The organism is Allobaculum sp. JKK-2023 (genome assembly GCF_034745455.1).
GTDB lineage: Bacteria > Bacillota_I > Bacilli_A > Erysipelotrichales > Erysipelotrichaceae > Allobaculum.
Genome location: NZ_JAYERV010000003.1, coordinates 315,523 through 332,643 on the forward strand (window position 1 = coordinate 315,523; position 17,121 = coordinate 332,643).

Sequence of the window (17,121 nt, forward strand, 5' to 3'; positions counted from 1 at the left end):
TTTTTTCAAAATTGTCCTTTCCAGACAATTTTGTCTCGGTTGTCTCAAGCAAAGCTTATCTCGCCTGTCATTTTGAGATCTCTGTTTCAGCTTTGGATAAAGTCGATATTACAATTTGGTTTTCAGATATACTCTTCTTGTCAAAGGAGAAAACGATGAAAGACAAAAGTGGAAAAGAAATTTCTGAGAATTTAAGAAACGACGCCAAAAACATTCGGCTTGTGATGGCAGACGTAGACGGCACTCTGCTGACGAACGATCAGGTGGTGGATCCAGAGACAATCAAAGCCATTTCCAGACTTCGCGAAAGTGGAATTCTGTTTGGGCTTTGCACCGGACGCGAACTGAAAAGTGTTCTGGACTCCCTCTCTGCATGGGGAATTGAAGGTTTGGTTGATGCAGTTGTCGGTAGTGGCGGTGCCGAAATTGCTGATCTGACACTGGATCACTCAGTCAAACAGTATCCATTGAGTGGAGATCTGATCAAAAAAGTCATGAGACATTATGCCAGCTTACCAGTAAACTTTGTCATTCCAGAAGATGGCTTGCTGTATACGTTTAAAGATGACGAGCTGATCAAGACGCTTTCTGAAGGTGATCAAATTCCATATAAGGTTGTGGATCCAGATGCTTTCCTGGAAAATGAACATTTAAAAGTAATGCTGACATTCAGACCCGATCTGATGCCAGCCATTAAAGAACATTCAAAATCCTTTCACTCCCCAGATTTCATAGGAGCCCCACTGGTTACAGCTTCTATTTTATTTGAGTATATGGATCCACGCGTTTCCAAACCAGCCGGCCTTCTGCAGCTGCTCAATTGGCATGGCTGGACTGAAAAGAACCTTTGCTCATTTGGAGATGAAGACAACGACTTTCCAATGACTCAGATGGCCGGAATTGGAGTTGTGATGGAAAACGGCTCGCAAAAAACCAAATCTGCAGCTGACTATATCACAGACGACAACAACCATTCCGGAATTGCTACATTTATTAACGAATTTCTTGTATGAGTACCTTTTGTAAACCGCAGCTTCCTCAGAAAAGCCACATACAGTTCCTGCTTGTCTGGTACCAGCCGCTGTTCAGATTGAATCCGATCAGACAGACTGAAATTCAGTCCTGTCTCATCAATCAACGATCAACGAATAGGACGATAACAGAGTGCAGATGGATACTTTCCCCTGTTTCAAGCTTCTCCATCTGTTGTTCTTGACTTTCCTCTCTTTCAAAGACTGCTTTTCAAAATAGATGCTTGGTTTTGAATTGCAGGCTGCGAATTGAATCTTCTGTCCATTTCGGTCCAAAATGTGACAGGCAAAGATTTCGTATGACAAACGATAAATCCCCGAAAGCTGATAGAGGCGGCTTTCGGGGATTTATCGTTTGGCACAATCAAAATCAGGCTTTATCGGTTTCAATGACTACGCCTTTGGCCTGGTCAATGTCCATGATGATCTGTCTGGCATAAGGCACAACAATCGTTCCGGATAATGGGTTTTTGATGCTGTCGATTGGCTCAGTTAAAGTGGCATCCACTTCAGAGCGTTCAAAAGAAAGGTCAGTATCAATCATCTTGCAGTCAATCAGCTGCAGATTCTTGCAGTAACACAATGGCTGGGTTCCGATGATGGTGCAGTGCTCAAAGGTAATGTTTTCACTGTACCAGGCCAGATATTCACCTTTCACCGTACAGTTGCGCAGGATCACATTCTTGGCATGCCAGAAAGCATCTTTGGTATCGAGATTGCAGTTTTCCAGGACGACATTCTTTGTATACTGAAACGAATATTTGCCCTTGAAGTCAACATTGCGCAGATCGAGATGATGAGTGCGCATCATGAAATATTCACTCACCGCCTGCACATGATTCATGCTGACATGGTGAGAGTGCCAGCCAAATTCCGGAGAATCGATCTCGGTATTTTCAATGCGGGCATCAGAGCATTCGCGCAGCGCTTTAATTCCGTTCAGTTTGGAGTGATCGATTTGAATATGGTCGGAATACCACAAGGCTGCCCGACAATTTTCTGTCAGCGTAGAGTTGAGAATCTTCAGGTGGGAATCATGCCAGAATGGGTAGCGAAGATTGAAGAAGCAGTTGTCCGCAACAATCTGGCAGCCTTCTTTTAGAGCACTTTCGCCATCAGCAGGACCATCAAACTGACAATCCTTTAAATAAAGTCCATCGGCATTATAAAACGCACGTTCAGCGTCAAAACTTTTTCCAGTTACGGTTTCCATGAATTATTCCTCCTCAAATAGATTGACCTTTTGGCTCGTTGGTACAGTTTTTATTCTAATGATCTTGCCCACAAATAGGAAATATTCAAAACGCATATTGAAGTATGCCTTCAAGGCATGGGGCAGCCCACAAGGAGGGAATATTCTCTTTGGATACTCTATTCGTACCCGTTGGACAAGACAGCTTTCAAGGGATCTATCCGGCAAATTCCGCTCTTTTTTGGATTTGAGCGGCCGTTTATAATAGACAGGAATCTCATATCCGAAAAGAAAAAAGCTTCTTTTCTGGAATGAAACCAATAAGAAAGGGAGAATTTTCAGATGAAAGGAACATATTTTTTAGGCGCTCACCACGATCCAGTCTTTGAAGTCCGCCAAATGACTTTCGATGATCTTGGCGATCATGAAGTCCTGGTCCGCAACAAAGCTTGCGGCGTCTGTGGAACCGATGTCCACATTTATCACGGCGAAGCTGGAAGTGCAGACGTCACTCCACCTGTCGTTTTAGGCCATGAATTTGCCGGAATCGTTGAAAAAGTCGGTAAAGGCGTTACCGAACTGAAACCTGGCGATCATGTGGCAATGGATCCAAATATGTATTGTGGTCATTGCGATCCATGCCGTATGGGCAAAAAGCAGAACTGTGAAAACCTGTTTGCGTTAGGCGTAAACGTAGACGGCGGCTTTGCCGAATACACCCGCACGCCTGCTTCCCAGTGTTTTAAAATCGATGAAGACATTCCGTTTGTTGAAGCAGCAATGGCTGAGCCACTGGCATGCGTTTTGCACGGTATCGATCTGGCCAACATCAAACCTGGCAACAGCGTTCTGGTCATCGGCGGTGGAACGATTGGTCTGCTCATGGTTCAGATGGCCCGCTTGTCTGGCGCTTCCACAGTGATCCTGTCCGAACCAGTAGAAAAAAGACGTGCACTGGCTCTTGAACTCGGGGCTGATGCAGCTATCGATCCGATCCATCAGAACCTCAACGCAATGTCATTTAGCTAGAAAAATATGACCTCAAACTTTGTATAAAAATCAAAGACAAAGTGGATGATAGGAATAGAATTTGCTGCTGATTATATCCATATGCACCAACCAAGCACAAAATATACTGATTGATTTGGCTGTATTCATCAAAATAGGTGCACTAAAAACAACCCTTCGATAAGAGCCGTTTTTAAGAATTGTATGGGTGGTTTGTATCAATAAGATGCGCATATAATGCACTTATCGATAGGTGAACCATATCAAACGATTGGGATGGAGATTTCGCTTGAAGCTCCTTTCCGGCCGAACGGGTAGTTTTTCTCTGAGCAGCTCCTCAGTCAGAGCCTGAAACTCCGCTTTTGTAATTTGACGAATCGTTCGATTCTTCGTCCACTTCGGGGTGAACGTGTTCCTGATAGCCCGTATCGCCTTAGTTGTATTGATTTGGTATTCATAAGTTGTCTGATTCTCTTCTTTATTATCCGATTGAGATGATTCAAGAACACACTTTTTGATCTCGGAAACCAGATTGTAGAAGATAAGGGATGAATAAATCTCCTGAATGATGTATTCTGCTTTTATCGAGTGGATACGTTTCATTCCTATTCCATATTTAAGCCAGGAGAAACTCTGCTCGATTCGCCACCTTAGGTGGTAAATAAATCCAAGAGCCTCCGGAGGAAATTCTGCTTCATCCAGATTGGTAATCAGTCCTTCCCAGACGTTGTCGCCAATCTCGATAGCTACCACCCTGCAGTCAAAATCAATAAATTCAGATTCTTGATCAATCTGTCTCATTGATTTTTTGACCAGGTATTTCATCTGGGGGTTTTCTTTTTCCTCTTTTCTTTGGTGGTGGGTAAGAATGCGGCTGATCTGCTGGTCTTCTGTATGGTCAAGCTGTGTATAAGTCAGGCAGCTATACTCTCGTTCTTTCATACGTATGAGGTATTTGTGCCCTAAGGATTCAATAAGCTTACACAATGGATAAGAAAAATACCCTCTGTCCATGACAAAGAGAAATGTCTCGCCAGGATAAGCTTCATGAATCTCCTTGACCATTTTCATAGCAGCGCCCCGTTCGTCTTTGGACCTCTGGTCTTGAGTGACGATGGCTAAAAATTTGTCATTAAGTACGTCATAGGCTGCGTTAACGTGAATACCGGCCCGGATAATGTTTTCCTTGTTCTTGGTATAAATGATGTAGTCAGGTTCATCTTCATTTGGCGCAACAGGTTCATTGGTTCCGTCAAAAGCGATTACCCTGTGTTCTTTATATTTTTTATCCATGGAATAAAGTGCCAATGTGGCTTTGTGCAGTGTTGAAAATACGCTGACTGGAGTCTTGGCTTTTGTCTGAACAAGTGCCGAAGCAGATGGTCTTACACTGCCCATGCCGAAATAGTTCATGGATAAATCGGAGAGTGTTGATCCATTCCCGATAATGGATGTATTCAGGAAATGGAACAAGTTTATTTTTGATGATCGATAATGACTTCGTGAGAAAGCTCCTGTTTGAGAAGCAAGAATCTTCTCCTGTTTGTAGGCAAATTCCTCAAGGGATTTCATGAATTTTTGATAAATCACGGACGGCGAAGTAACTTTAGTTGCCATATTTTCCTCCTTATAAAGTTATGTTTTCAACGTGATAAGGATTAAATTAGACAATTATAGAGTTGTTGTCAAAGCTAATTTTCGTTAAACCAGAAAATATAAAATCCACCATCTGTGCACGGATGGTGGGGATCTTACGCAAATGTAGTTTTTAACACTAGTGATCAGTAGAAGCCTCTCATTCTGACTATTTCTCATTCATGATCATTGTTTAAATGACCGTTTTGTCTTCCCAACGTGATTTTTCAATCCAGTCTGCTAACAAAGTTCTGGCATTTAATCCACCACACGTTATACTAGATTGGGCATAAAACTTATGGAACAGGTGTTCAATGTTGGCTCTGCCAAACATGGTACGTTTGACAAGCTTATAGCGGCAGTTGCCGCCTTCAACGAACCCGCTGCTATGCTCATAGGATATTGCGTTCTTGACCGGCGCAATATCTTTTTTTATGCCGTTTATAAAGCCTTGGATTCTACTCTCCTCATATTTGGTACAGAACCAGTCAAGTTTATCTGGATTGTCTCCCATCAATGTCTCATGGAAATCCTTCCAGAGCTGATCGCAGAATCTCACTGCAGGATACTTATCCAGAATCTGTTCGTACACTTTCGCAACTTCAGTCTCCTTCATCTTGTCCCGATCGCTGGTTACCATGTATTTCACGATGTCGTAGCGTTTGACCTGAACCGCTTCAGTGCCCCTGTCATAGTCAAAAGGCTTTATGAGTTCGTCTTTGAGATGAGTATTCTTCATCTGATGAATATAATGCAAGACCGTACCATAACAGGCCTTGCATCCTTTAGATTGCAGGTATGAATAGATGACAGCGGGTTTATGGCCATCAATAACCATTTTATAAATTATATTGGTATAGTTATCCATGTCTGTCTTATACTTTGGTCGCTTTCTAACCTCTTTTATTCCTTCAACTTCCTCTTCCGTCATCTTCAGGTATTTTTTTAAAGTCGGATAGGAGATGTCATATTTCTCCTGAAAATCCTTGAACTTAGGCTTCACGGTCTCAGCCCATTCTTTTCGCAAAGAACAGATCATTGCGTACTTATCAGAACAGACTTTTGCCTGTCTTTCATACTGTTCTGCGTAAAAATCGTCACTTTTGGCTTTGTCTTTGATGATCTGGCAGTTTGTTTCGGCAACGGGTGTATTGTCATATTCCACTTTTTCTGCAACAGCAGGCGCGGCTTTCTCTGTCTCAGGTTTTACTGAAGTAATCTCTCCATCCTTTACATAGAGTGTAGATGGAATTTCACACTTCAAAATATCCTTAATACGGCCTACAAGATTCTGGAATAAGTGGAAACGGTCTGCTATCTGAGTACAGTCTGGCAAGATCTCAGAAATCGCTGAAGCAAAAGCGGAAGCACGATCACGGGTTACAATCTTAACCTTCTGGTGTTTTTTCAGCCACTCCTTAAGTGCCTGGCCATCTCTTCCATCAAGCAGCGCAATAACCTGGTGCGTTTTCAGATCGTAAATAGCTGTGTGGTAGGTTCGCCCTTTTCTGGAACTGACGTCATCGACACCAATGGCCTTGATATCAGGGTTATCTACGATTGTAATGTTTTTGTAGATTCTGGTGATGGTATCATGGCAGACATCAATGCCCATGGACTGGCACACGTGTGCTGCCACATTTGCCGAGCAGAAGAGTGAAATAGACAGCAGAAAAACAGTAAGTTCGTCACTTTTCCGCTGATTAAAGCGGTATCCCTTGACAGGAAGCACAAAAGTAACTTTCTTACCATGCTTATTGAAGTAGACAAGGCGTTCCTGGCGAATATGAACATAAGCAGTCTGGCCTCCAACAGGCATGATCTGACAGATGCGTTCCTGATATCCATTTGTGGAAATACATTTTTCACCGTTTGGTCCACTGATTTTCCCGGTTTCTGGAGCATGAATACGAAAAAAGTGGAGGCAGCCATACTTGTCCCGATAATCCTGTCGGTCAGCGTCTTTAATCAAATCTTCACCAAAGAGAGAGGACTCAATATCGTGAACAGGCTTATTCTCTTCGTGAATACGGATAAAACTCAGTTTGTTCATTGTCACCACAGTCCTTTCAGAAACCCCTTAAAGAGCATGAAATTCTATGATAATGAAATAAGCAATAATGAGCAATAAGGTTATTGATTATAGATGCTTAACAAACCTAATAAAGATAATTAATTTATTTAAATGATCAAAAAAGGGACTGTCATTGCGGACAATCCCTACTGATCACCAGTGTTAAAAACTACATTTGCGTAAGAACCGATGGTGGACAATACTAACTATCAAAAACTAAGCTAAATGACATTGAACCTCAACGATGAAATCAAGAAAATCACTGGCCATGATGGATGCAATGTAGTCATCGAATGCGTCGGCAAACCATTTGCGGTCAAACAGGCCATCGAAGCAGCCGGCTATAATGGCAACATCCTGCTGTTCTCGGTTCCAGCACCAGATTCAACAGTTGATCTGCCACTCTTTGATGTCTACAAAAAAGAACTGCACATCACTGGCTCTATGATCAACCCAGATACTCATCAGCGAGCTGTAAACCTGATTAATGGCCGTCGTCTGGAGCTGGGCAAACTGATCACCCATACTTTCCCAATTGAAGAACTCGAAGAAGCCATCAAGACGCAGATGGGCGCTGAATCCATTAAGGTTATGGTCTGTCCAAAAGAAGACTAAGCTCGTTTTCCTTCAATCCAAATTTCGTTTTGGTCTGGTCCTGATTCCCATCAGAATCTGACCCAACTCATTTTCCATCTCCTGCCAAGCCCTGCCAAGGTTGAAGAGCCGTCAGGAATCTCAAGCGAAGAAGCGTTCTGGTCCTTCTTCGCTTTTTTCATTCCAATTTTTGATTTTCCTGCCCGCGCGGCTTATTTTCTGCATTCAATTCCCTTCCCGCACGGATTTTCATGCTCTTTCTGACGATTTCGGATCCATTTTCTTCTTTTGATCGTTTCTTAAATCCGGTATCACAGCAAAAATACATTTTTGCGTATAGGCAGGTGAAGGGGGTCATGTTATGCAAGAACTCTGCCGCCTGCTGCTCAATTGTGCTTTACGGCGCCAGGCTACGGATATTCACCTTGAACAAAAAGACAACCAGCTGGATATCTGGCTGCGAACGCCCAATGGGCTGGAAAAACTGGAACAGGATTTATTTCCAACGGACTTTCTAGAATATCTGAAATTTATTTCCGGCATGGATCTTTGTTCTCCCTATAAACCACAATCCGGAGAATTTTCCATGCCGCTTGAAAGTACTGCGCTGTCGTGCCGGTTTTCGATGATGATGACTGAACAGGTGCGAACCGGGGTGATTCGGCTTCTGCACTCCAGCAACCATTTCCAGCTGGCGGATCTATCCAGCTCTGCAGCGGCCATCGAGCGCCTGCGTGAATTTACATCCGTTGAACATGGGCTGGTGATCAGCTGTGGACCGACCGGTTCGGGAAAATCGACCACTGTCCATGCTCTGCTCAATGAAATTCTGCATGAAAACAACCGTAAAATCGTCACCCTGGAAGATCCAATTGAAATCCAGGAACCCGAAATGATTCAAATCCAGGTCAGTGAAGCCAGGGGGATTACGTATGAAACCGGAATTGAAGAACTGATGCGTCACGATCCGGACATCCTGTTTTTTGGAGAATGCCGGAGCAGCTACAGTGCAAAAATGGCGCTTCGTGCGTCACTGACAGGTCATTACGTTCTGACTACTCTGCACAGTGGCAGCGGTGTGGAATGTCTGCATCGTCTGCTCGATCTGGGCATCGACCGGGAAGAACTGCGGGTGGTATTAAAAGGAATATTTGTCTGTCGGCTGATCAATGCCGGCGACCACAAGGAGGCACTTTATGAGATCTGGAACGAAAAAGAAATCCAGGCCCTCTTCCAGAATGAGCTGGAAGCAAGTCCAGGCCTTTCTTTTACAGCCTGTGCAAAAGAGATCGGACTGGCCGGTTATTGAAAAACAGGAAATGGAAGTCTTCAGTCTGCTTGATCAAAGCGGGCTTTCCTTCCAGCAGAATATCGAACTCTCTTTTAGGCAGTCACAGAAAATCCATGACCTGCTCAATCAAGGTGTTCCCTTCTATAAAATTGTCAGCCACCAGAAAGGGCAGCGAATGAAGCGGATGGGGGTGTTAATGGATCACTTTGCGCTGTCGCAGGCTCTTGAATACGATCTGCGCCTTCAAAGCGCAAAGACGGTCATGACCCGCAAGCTCTTTTCGCACACTGTCTATCCGTTGATGATCATGGCGTTTGCGACAGGTCTTGTCTGGTTCTTTTCACTGACGATTCTTCCAGCCTTTGGTGAATATGCTTCAAACAATAATGCCCTGCTGGACACTCTGAAGGTCTTTACCTCTGTTTTCTGGATAATCCTGGGCGTTTTCGCTCTGTTTCTTGGCGCCTTGTTTGTCTGGCCGGATGTGGACAGTTCAAGATTCAATCCCCTGTTCCGGCTTTCCCTGGTGCGGATTGTTGCCAGTATTGAATGTGCAGCCCTGTTTGAGTGTACCCAGAACAGCAGTCTGCCTACAAGCCAGACCTTGCAGCTGATGCAGAATACCGGAAGCTTTCCGTTTGCGGCTTTGCTGGCTCGAAAATGGTCTAAATCCCTGCGTAAAGGAAGATCGTTGTTTGAATGTGTTCAGAAAGATTCCCGGCTCGACTCCTTGTTTGTACAGTTCTTTGAAATCGGACTGAACGCTTCCATCATGGAAAAAATGATGCAGGCTTACCAGAAAAGCGCACTGATGATTCTGGAAAAGCGGATGAAAAAACTGGCAAACTACACCCTGTATCTGGCTTATGGTTCTGTAGGCATTTTAGCTGTCAGCGTCTATCAGGTCATGCTTGCTCCGCTTTCGATCCTGGAAACCTTGTAGGTATGCTTTCTGGCTTTTGTACTGACAAGAAAGTTCAGCCCAAAGGCATCACGACAACAGGAAACAGAAAAACCAGTTCTGACTTCTGAGAGATATCCAGAAATTGGAACTGGTTCTTTTACTTTCTGATCTTGATCGAATTGGTTTGGCAAAAAGATTCCCTGTTTGAGCAAGCAATTCCCTGTTTGAAAGGATCGGATCGATCAAATGCCAAGCGTAAGCGTCTCATAGGCTGGTTTTTCTGGCTTCTTTTCAGCTTTCAAAACTTCACGAAGCTTGATTTCAGCTTTTTTGAGTTCCTCGTATTTTTTCATGATCTTCTGATGTCGAAGTTCGGATAAGGTCATGTCTTTTGGGACTGTCACCTTGGTAAAGTCAGTGTCTTCGGGATCAAACTCTTCCTCTTTATAGCGATTGAGAACCTCTTCCAGGGCACTCAGGCCATTCTGGTGATGAAGATCAGCCAGCTTCATTTCCCCCTCATAAAGATAGAAGAATTTCACAGATTTCTTTTCCAGCAGCATCTGGATGGTATTGCGCAGCGTTCCAGAGCTGACCTGCAGATTTCCATAGCGATTGACCGAAATCGGGTTGAATACTGCAAGTCCAAAATTGGCTTCAGCGGCCATGATCCGGTCTTTTTCCATCTGTTTTTTCTGCAAAGTGAGTTTGGGATCATGGACTTCAATGATCTGCAGTTTCCATCCATCTTCTACTTCAATCCTTGGTTTTGGCAAAACGGTATAGATCGAAACATAAGGATAGAGCGGTTCTCGCAGATAGTCGGCAATCTGGCCATCAACACCTTTGCTGGAATCACCAAGCATCACTTCAATCCCTAATCTGCAGATTTTCTCCAGGGACTCCTGGATATTTTTCGGAATTGCTTCCTGGCTGCGGGAACCCGAAATGAAGACTTTGCGACGAACCGCAGGTTTTGGATTTTGAAGATTGTGTTCCATAGACTTACCTTCCAAACTTTTACTTTCAATATTCTGCATGGTCTGGGAGCGCTGGTTGTGGACTTGGCTGTGGCAGATCAGCTGTTCTGGAGATGGCTGAAAGCGAGGGGAAAAAGCCAGCAGATTTCCTCTTTTGAGCTTGACGTTCACCGCTTCAAAATGAAGCAAAGGATCAATTCCATCCTCCACAAAAAGGATCGCCTTTCCGGGAGTCTGAGCAAGCTGAGCCAGGCTGGAAACAACCGGAATGCCCCCCTCAGAAAGAAGGGCCGAATTTCCCAGCATGAAAAGCAGCTGTTCTTTGCCGCTCATGATCTCCCTTGCCGCTTTAGGCAGACTCTCCAGATCAAACCAGAAGGAAATCCCTCTGTTTTCCAGACGATAGAGCTGGCTGGACAATCTGGCCGACTGGCTGATCAGCTCATTCATCCGCTCTTTCCAGCCCTCAGGAATGTTTGTTTCCTGGATTGGATCCTTTAGAAAAGCATCCAGATCACTCTGGGATACTTCTTCAAACAAAGCCTTCATCTCGGTATTCATTAAAGGTCTGGAGGCCAGACCACTAAAGACAAGAATTTTATTTTTCTGATCGGCTGTATATTTCATTCCATTCCCCCCACGGCTTTTTGTAGTGACTGATCCTGAAATGCAGATCTGTAGAGATTGCGAAAGATTCTTTTGTCACTGTCTTTTAATCGCCTTTTCCGGTACGAACCAGTGCAAACGGCGTTACACTCTGCGCACCAGCTTTGCGCAGTTTATACGCGCTGACCGTTAAGGTCCACCTAGAGTCTACCATATCGTCGACCAGCAGAATCCTTTTTCCCTGAAGAATCGACTTTCGTTTCGCATTGACCTCAATTGTTTCCATCGCATTTTTCTGCTGGAAAGCGCTGTTTTCCATCAGCTTCTGAAGCGTATCGGTCTGCTTTTTATCGAGGGCATCTACAAATGGAAGGTTCAGCTTCTTTGCCAAAGACATGGCAAAATCCAAAACCAGGAAAGGATGATTGCAGCTTGGAATCGGCACCACGAGATCGATCTTTGAATCTTTGAGCTCCTTGGAAAGAAGCCGGGCAGATCGATCCACTAAAGCAGGCGAGAACCGGCCATATTGATATTTGCCGGCTTTGACGGCCTGCCCAATATCACTTTGATATTCCTCACTGAGCACCCAGCCATCTTCCATCATGAAATCTGGATCCATTTTTGTTTTCTGATCCACTGGAATGGCCCACTGTTTTCGTTTTTCTATTTTTGGACTGCGGCCGCCAAGATAGGCCTTGACTGTCTGGCGGCTTTGATCACTCACACAAATCTTTACAACTGGGTGGTGCAGGCAGGCTGCACAATGTCCACAGCTGCCAGCATCTGGCGCATTGAGTTCTTCACCGAGCTGCTGCATGTAGCATCTCTGGCTTTTACAAAACCGCTCCATTTTATTCATCTCGTTTTGCCGTTGATGAATGATCGATCTTTGCAAAACCTCTTCCGCCCTGCGATCAAAAGGAATACTGAAGTTTCGAAAGTATTGCGTGACAGCTGACTTGTTTGTGGATGATTTTGGCACTCTTTCGTGATAGATCAAAGCCCGGATTTCTAGATACTTCAGCGCAAATTTAATCTTTTCTACTGGCAGATTGACTCGCCGCTCCATTTCCTTGGTTGTCAGCCCCCTGCCATCGTAAGGAAAGCTTTCAAGCAGCTCTTCCAGTTTATTGGCCGGAATCAAAGAATTTGTTGCAAAGTGTTCCAGTATGCGGCGGTCTTCTGGTCCATGAAGCAGGAAAATGAACGACTCCACCCCATCACGGCCGGCGCGTCCGATCTGCTGGTAATAGGCAATCATGTTTTCCGGCATCTGGAAGTGGATGACAAAACGAATCGACAAATTATCGTAGCCCATTCCCAGTTTGGATGTCGTTACCAAAACCTGAATATTCTCTTCTTCAAACTCACGCAAAATCTTTGGCGGATCAAGTTTCTTGCCATGATAGCTTTCGGCTTCAATGCCGATCGAACGAAGCAGACCGGCGATCATATCGCAGTCGCCCGTGGTATGGCAATAAATCAATCCCTGGCTTTTCGGCTTTTTAGAAAACATCTCCACCAGCCAGGCCAGTCTTTCCTCCCGGCTCATTTCTGGTTCAATTTGGATGGAGAGATTTTTCCGCATCAATGGGCCGCGCAAAATCAGCAGATCCTGTCCAAGCTGGGCGCGGATATCTTCGATGACCTTGTCGTTGGCGGTTGCTGTGGTCGCAAGAACAGCCGTTCTGGCAGAAAAAGAATCAATCTGACGTTTGATACGCTGATAGTCAGGCCGAAAATCATGCCCCCATTGCGAAATACAATGGGCTTCATCGACAACGAACAGCTCCAGATTAGGAATCTGCGAAAACCATTCATCAAAACGGGGATTGGCCAGCCGCTCGGGAGAAATGATCAAAACATCAATCGAATCCTCTTCCTGGATCAGCTGCGTAATCTCTTCATTGTCAAAAGAGGACTGGTCACTGTTAATGGTCCGGGTGGTGATGCCAAAAGCTTTAGAGCTTTCAACCTGGTTGGCCATCAAAGCAAGCAGCGGACTGATAATGACCGCCGGACCGGAGCCTTGTTCGCGCAGAATTCTGGCTGCAATAAAATAAACCAGGGATTTTCCCCAGCCGGTTTTCTGCACAACTAACGTCCTGCGCCTGGCCACTACGTTGACAATTGCTTCCAGCTGTCCAGGACGAAATTTCGCCTCTGGCCCATAGGCTTCCCTTAAAATTTCCGCGGCTCGAGTGATTATCCAGTTCTCATACTTCATAATGCATTTCCATCCCCGCTCTTTTTCTTTTGCTCGAACGGATTCTGATCTTACGCCTATAGGCGCGCCTGCCCGATCTTGCCCTTTTCAAAGTGAAAGTTTTCTCAATGAATGCCTATACCATACTAACAAGCGGTCTTGCTTCTGTATACGCCTTTAGAAAGCGCAAAGTATTGAACCAAAAAAAGAAAAGGCGCCCATTTTCTGAATGACTTGGAAAACGGTCGCCTTGGCCTCTAGAACAGGTTATCGTAAAGCAGATATGGATTATGGCTCTGCTCATAGAACAGAGTCGTTGATGGTCCATGCCCCGGATAAACAGTATAGTCCTTTTTCAAAGACTTCAAAAAATTCAGCGTCTGCTTCATCTGGGCGGCATCACCGCTTGGTAAGTCAGTACGGCCGATGGACGATGCAAATAACACATCCCCGGTAAACAAATCGTCTCCGATTTCAAGAATCGTCGAACCAATGGAATGACCTGGCGCATAGTAGGCGGTGACATCAAACGTGCCAATCTTGTTGGCCCCTTCTTTGAGGGCAGCTGGTTTTGCGTTTAAGGCCATATGAGGAATGCCCATAAAGCAGGCCGAGGAATTCTTTTCGGGTTTGCATAAGAAATCAAATTCCTGCTCATTGACGTAAACGTCAACCCCAAACTCCTTGACCAAATCATCTACGGCACCAATATGATCAAAATGGGCATGCGTCAATACAACGGCATCCACTTTCGCTCCAAGGCCTTTGATCAGATCGGCGATCATTTTTCCTTCATCCCCAGGATCGATAACCAGGGCATGATTTTCATCATTGAGTACGATATAACAGTTGGCCTGAACAGGTCCAACTGGCTTGCAGATAACTTCCATTCTTTCACCTTCCATTTCAAAACAGAGGCAATACCTGGTGGATTCAAGACAGGTATTGATCACGAAGTCCTGTTTAAGTTTATGATAAACAAAGAACTCTGAAACGGGCAGTCACAGGCAAAGAAAAAGCTGCAGATAGCTGCAGCGATTATTTCTTCTCTTTGTGCTCTGTCATTTTGTTGCATTTAGGGCAGTATTTTTTAATATTCATGCGTTCCGGATGTTTTTTCTTATTCCGGGTGCCGATATAGTTTTCGTTACCACACTCAGAGCATTTGAAAGTGATACGGTCTCTCATTCTCTAACCTCCTCGCTCTTCACCTGACCGATTATAGCACAACGAACCAAAAGCTTTCAATCATAGAAAAACCAATCTTGTGCCTTCAAGAGCCAGAAATTGACAGTTTTTCAGGATACAGCAGTCTTCTGGGCGATCTTTTCCCCGACTCGGACATCAGATGATTATTTGCTAAGGATAAAATTTCATCTGATACAGATAATATTCATCACAAAGAAAAAGCCAGAAACTGCCATCAGGCAAACTCTGGCTCAAAAAACAGGCCCGTTTGCCAACAAAGCTCAGCCTGTTTCTGGTTTCCTGCATTGTTTTCACGCCTTATTGGGCTGTGGCGTGTTTGAGATTATCCTGCGGATAGAGTTCAAAATATTTCTCTAAGACAGGCGGAACAACATCCGTGGTACAGATATTTCCGGATACGGACTGCGAGTTAACTGAAGATGTTGGAGCTGAGCATGCAAAGGCAACGGTTGGATTTTCGATCGGACCGTAGCCAATCAGGTTAGCCGTTGTCCAGTCTCCAACTTCAGCCGTCCCTGTTTTAGCCGCCATGTTGTATTCGAACGTTTCCAGCGGGGTTCCACAGTTGCCATCCGCAACACAGGCCCGGAAGCCTTCCTGAACGCGTTCAAGATACTGGGTGTTTTCTTCTGGCAGCTCACTTTTTAAGGTGACTTCCGAAAGGTCAAAGATCTGATCGCCATTGACTTCAGTTGCGTATTTATAGAAGCGCGGCTGGTACATCTTGCCGCTTTCCGCAACAACGCCCGCATACTGCATCAGCTGCAGCGGTGAATAGGTATCAAGCTGGCCAATCACGTAGTTCAGAACCATTCCCGGGGTATTATTGCCAGCTGCATAAACGGACACTTCGTTTGGCACATCGATTCCCGTCTGGTTGCCAAGACCAAACATGGAATAGTATTGGCGCATTTTATCCAGTGTACCTGGCACATCCTGAATATTCAGAGCATCTCCCGGCGCATAATTATAGCCGCCCAGGCGCATACCGATATTAAACATGTAGACGTTGGAAGAAACCGACAGGGCTTCAACTTCGTTGACTGGGCCATGGTTTTTAAAGGAACCCAGTTCCTGGCCGCCGACATTGATGACTTCATCGACAATGACTTCTCCAGGCTGGATCACCCCTTCAGAAAGTCCCATGTAGACAGTAATGCCTTTGACACAGCTTCCCGGGTTGACCAGCGAAGTATAGTTGCCTGCAGCGTAATAAGAAAGCTGGTGCGTTTGTGGATCCATCTGATACCCTGACAGTGCGAGCACATCGCCCGTTTTTGGGTTTTCCATACACATGAACAGCGAATAGAAGTTTTCACGGTTCTTTGTGCCTCCATAGCGCAGCAGCGTGTCTTTGAGCACACTGTCGAGCGTCTGCTGGAGTTCGATATTGATCGACAGATAAATGTCATGTCCTTTTACAGCCGGCTGCAGAATTTCCTTGCGGGCCAGACCATTGGAATCATAGGTGATTTTGGCAATTTCACTGGTGCCGGAAAGAATATCATTGTACTCGTATTCCAGTCCGGACTTTCCGACCTGGGCATTGTACTGGAAGCCTTTAGCCAGATATTCATCAACCAGATTTTCCGGCAGACCTTCCGTCGAAGTGGAAACTGAACCTAAAACATCACTGAGCGTCTGACCATAGGGGTACTCACGCTTCCAGCCGTTGAAATCGACATCAAATCCAGGAAATTCCATTTTGTGTTCAACCAGATAGGAAGCGTCATCATCATCGACATCCTCCTTGATGACACTCGCCTGACCGGTGGAGGCATTTTCAGCCATCCGGTCATAGATGGCAGCCGCAATCAGACTGCGCTCTTGCGCCTGATCAATCAAGCCCTGATCGATGGCGGCAAGCTGAAGCGCCCGGACTTTAGAAGATGTGATTTCGCCATTTTCGTAGGCGGCGCGTTCTTCATCGCTGAGCAGATTCATTCCGTTATAGGCTGGATCTTCTGGATCCAGCATGGAAAGCGTACGCAGATACGCATCTTTCAGCTCAGATAAAGAGAAATCATCTTTGGTCATATGGAAGACGGCTCCAATGCGGTCCGCATAAATCAGGGAATCTTCATACGTTGCATTGTTGGGCGCCGTATAGACGATATTGTGCGAAGGGACGGTTTTGGCCAGCACATTGCCGGCCGAATCGTAAATCTGTCCTCTTGGAGCCGATGTATATTGTTTAATAGACGTGTAATCATCCTGTTTTTCGACGTAAGCCGTATGCTGGATGGCCTGAATATCAACAAGCCGGGCCAGTAAAATCGTAAACAGGCTGACAATCGCCAGCGCCAGAATCAGAATCCGGTTCGAGACCGTTTTCTGCCGTCCGCTCTGGGCGCGGCGCGATCGGTTGCTGGATTTTTTCATCTTATC

General features: G+C 45.1%; 13 protein-coding genes. 5 read left to right on the plus strand and 8 right to left on the minus strand.

What is annotated here, in order from left to right:
• The first annotated feature begins 155 nt into the window (after positions 1–155).
• Positions 156–1,013, plus strand: coding sequence for a Cof-type HAD-IIB family hydrolase (locus tag U4956_RS01355; protein ID WP_323088448.1), 858 nt, complete (start codon positions 156–158; stop codon positions 1,011–1,013).
• A gap of 388 nt (positions 1,014–1,401) precedes the next feature.
• Here U4956_RS01355 and U4956_RS01360 read toward each other — a convergent pair whose 3' ends face one another.
• Entirely contained in the window at positions 1,402–2,244 is an 843-nt protein-coding gene (locus tag U4956_RS01360) for a DUF3737 family protein (protein ID WP_323088449.1), read from the minus strand.
• A gap of 321 nt (positions 2,245–2,565) precedes the next feature.
• On the opposite strand from U4956_RS01360, the gene U4956_RS01365 reads away from it, so the two are divergent.
• Positions 2,566–3,252 carry an alcohol dehydrogenase catalytic domain-containing protein gene (locus tag U4956_RS01365; RefSeq protein WP_323088451.1) on the plus strand — a complete coding sequence of 229 codons (687 nt, stop codon included), beginning with the start codon at positions 2,566–2,568 and terminating at the stop codon, positions 3,250–3,252.
• Positions 3,253–3,474: 222 nt separating this feature from the next.
• Here U4956_RS01365 and U4956_RS01370 read toward each other — a convergent pair whose 3' ends face one another.
• Entirely contained in the window at positions 3,475–4,848 is a 1,374-nt protein-coding gene (locus U4956_RS01370) for an IS4 family transposase (protein ID WP_323088407.1), read from the minus strand.
• A gap of 211 nt (positions 4,849–5,059) precedes the next feature.
• Positions 5,060–6,919, minus strand: coding sequence for an ISL3 family transposase (locus U4956_RS01375; RefSeq protein WP_323088453.1), 1,860 nt, complete (start codon positions 6,917–6,919; stop codon positions 5,060–5,062).
• Between the two features lie 246 nt (positions 6,920–7,165).
• On the opposite strand from U4956_RS01375, the gene U4956_RS01380 reads away from it, so the two are divergent.
• From U4956_RS01380 to U4956_RS01390, 3 genes are all read left to right on the plus strand, one after another.
• A complete protein-coding gene (locus U4956_RS01380; protein WP_323088454.1) occupies positions 7,166–7,555 on the plus strand; it encodes a zinc-binding dehydrogenase in 390 nt (129 codons plus the stop codon).
• A gap of 340 nt (positions 7,556–7,895) precedes the next feature.
• A complete protein-coding gene (locus U4956_RS01385; RefSeq protein ID WP_323088455.1) occupies positions 7,896–8,843 on the plus strand; it encodes an ATPase, T2SS/T4P/T4SS family in 948 nt (315 codons plus the stop codon).
• Entirely contained in the window at positions 8,731–9,768 is a 1,038-nt protein-coding gene (locus U4956_RS01390) for a hypothetical protein (RefSeq protein ID WP_323088457.1), read from the plus strand. Before U4956_RS01385 ends, U4956_RS01390 begins: the two co-directional genes overlap by 113 nt.
• A 203-nt stretch (positions 9,769–9,971) precedes the next feature.
• Here U4956_RS01390 and U4956_RS01395 read toward each other — a convergent pair whose 3' ends face one another.
• The 5 genes from U4956_RS01395 to U4956_RS01415 all read right to left on the minus strand — a co-directional run bounded on the left by U4956_RS01395 (position 9,972) and on the right by U4956_RS01415 (position 17,115).
• Entirely contained in the window at positions 9,972–11,336 is a 1,365-nt protein-coding gene (locus tag U4956_RS01395; RefSeq protein ID WP_323088458.1) for a hypothetical protein, read from the minus strand.
• An 85-nt stretch (positions 11,337–11,421) separates the two neighbouring features.
• On the minus strand, positions 11,422–13,545 hold the full coding sequence (locus U4956_RS01400; protein WP_323088460.1) for a RecQ family ATP-dependent DNA helicase: 2,124 nt from the start codon (positions 13,543–13,545) through the stop codon (positions 11,422–11,424).
• 236 nt (positions 13,546–13,781) lie between these two features.
• On the minus strand, positions 13,782–14,414 hold the full coding sequence (locus U4956_RS01405; protein ID WP_323088461.1) for an MBL fold metallo-hydrolase: 633 nt from the start codon (positions 14,412–14,414) through the stop codon (positions 13,782–13,784).
• Between the two features lie 148 nt (positions 14,415–14,562).
• On the minus strand, positions 14,563–14,712 hold the full coding sequence (gene rpmG / locus U4956_RS01410) for a 50S ribosomal protein L33 (protein ID WP_323088462.1): 150 nt from the start codon (positions 14,710–14,712) through the stop codon (positions 14,563–14,565).
• A 318-nt stretch (positions 14,713–15,030) separates the two neighbouring features.
• Positions 15,031–17,115, minus strand: a complete 2,085-nt coding sequence (locus tag U4956_RS01415; RefSeq protein WP_323088464.1) for a penicillin-binding protein 2 — start codon at positions 17,113–17,115, stop codon at positions 15,031–15,033.
• Positions 17,116–17,121: the final 6 nt, after the last annotated feature.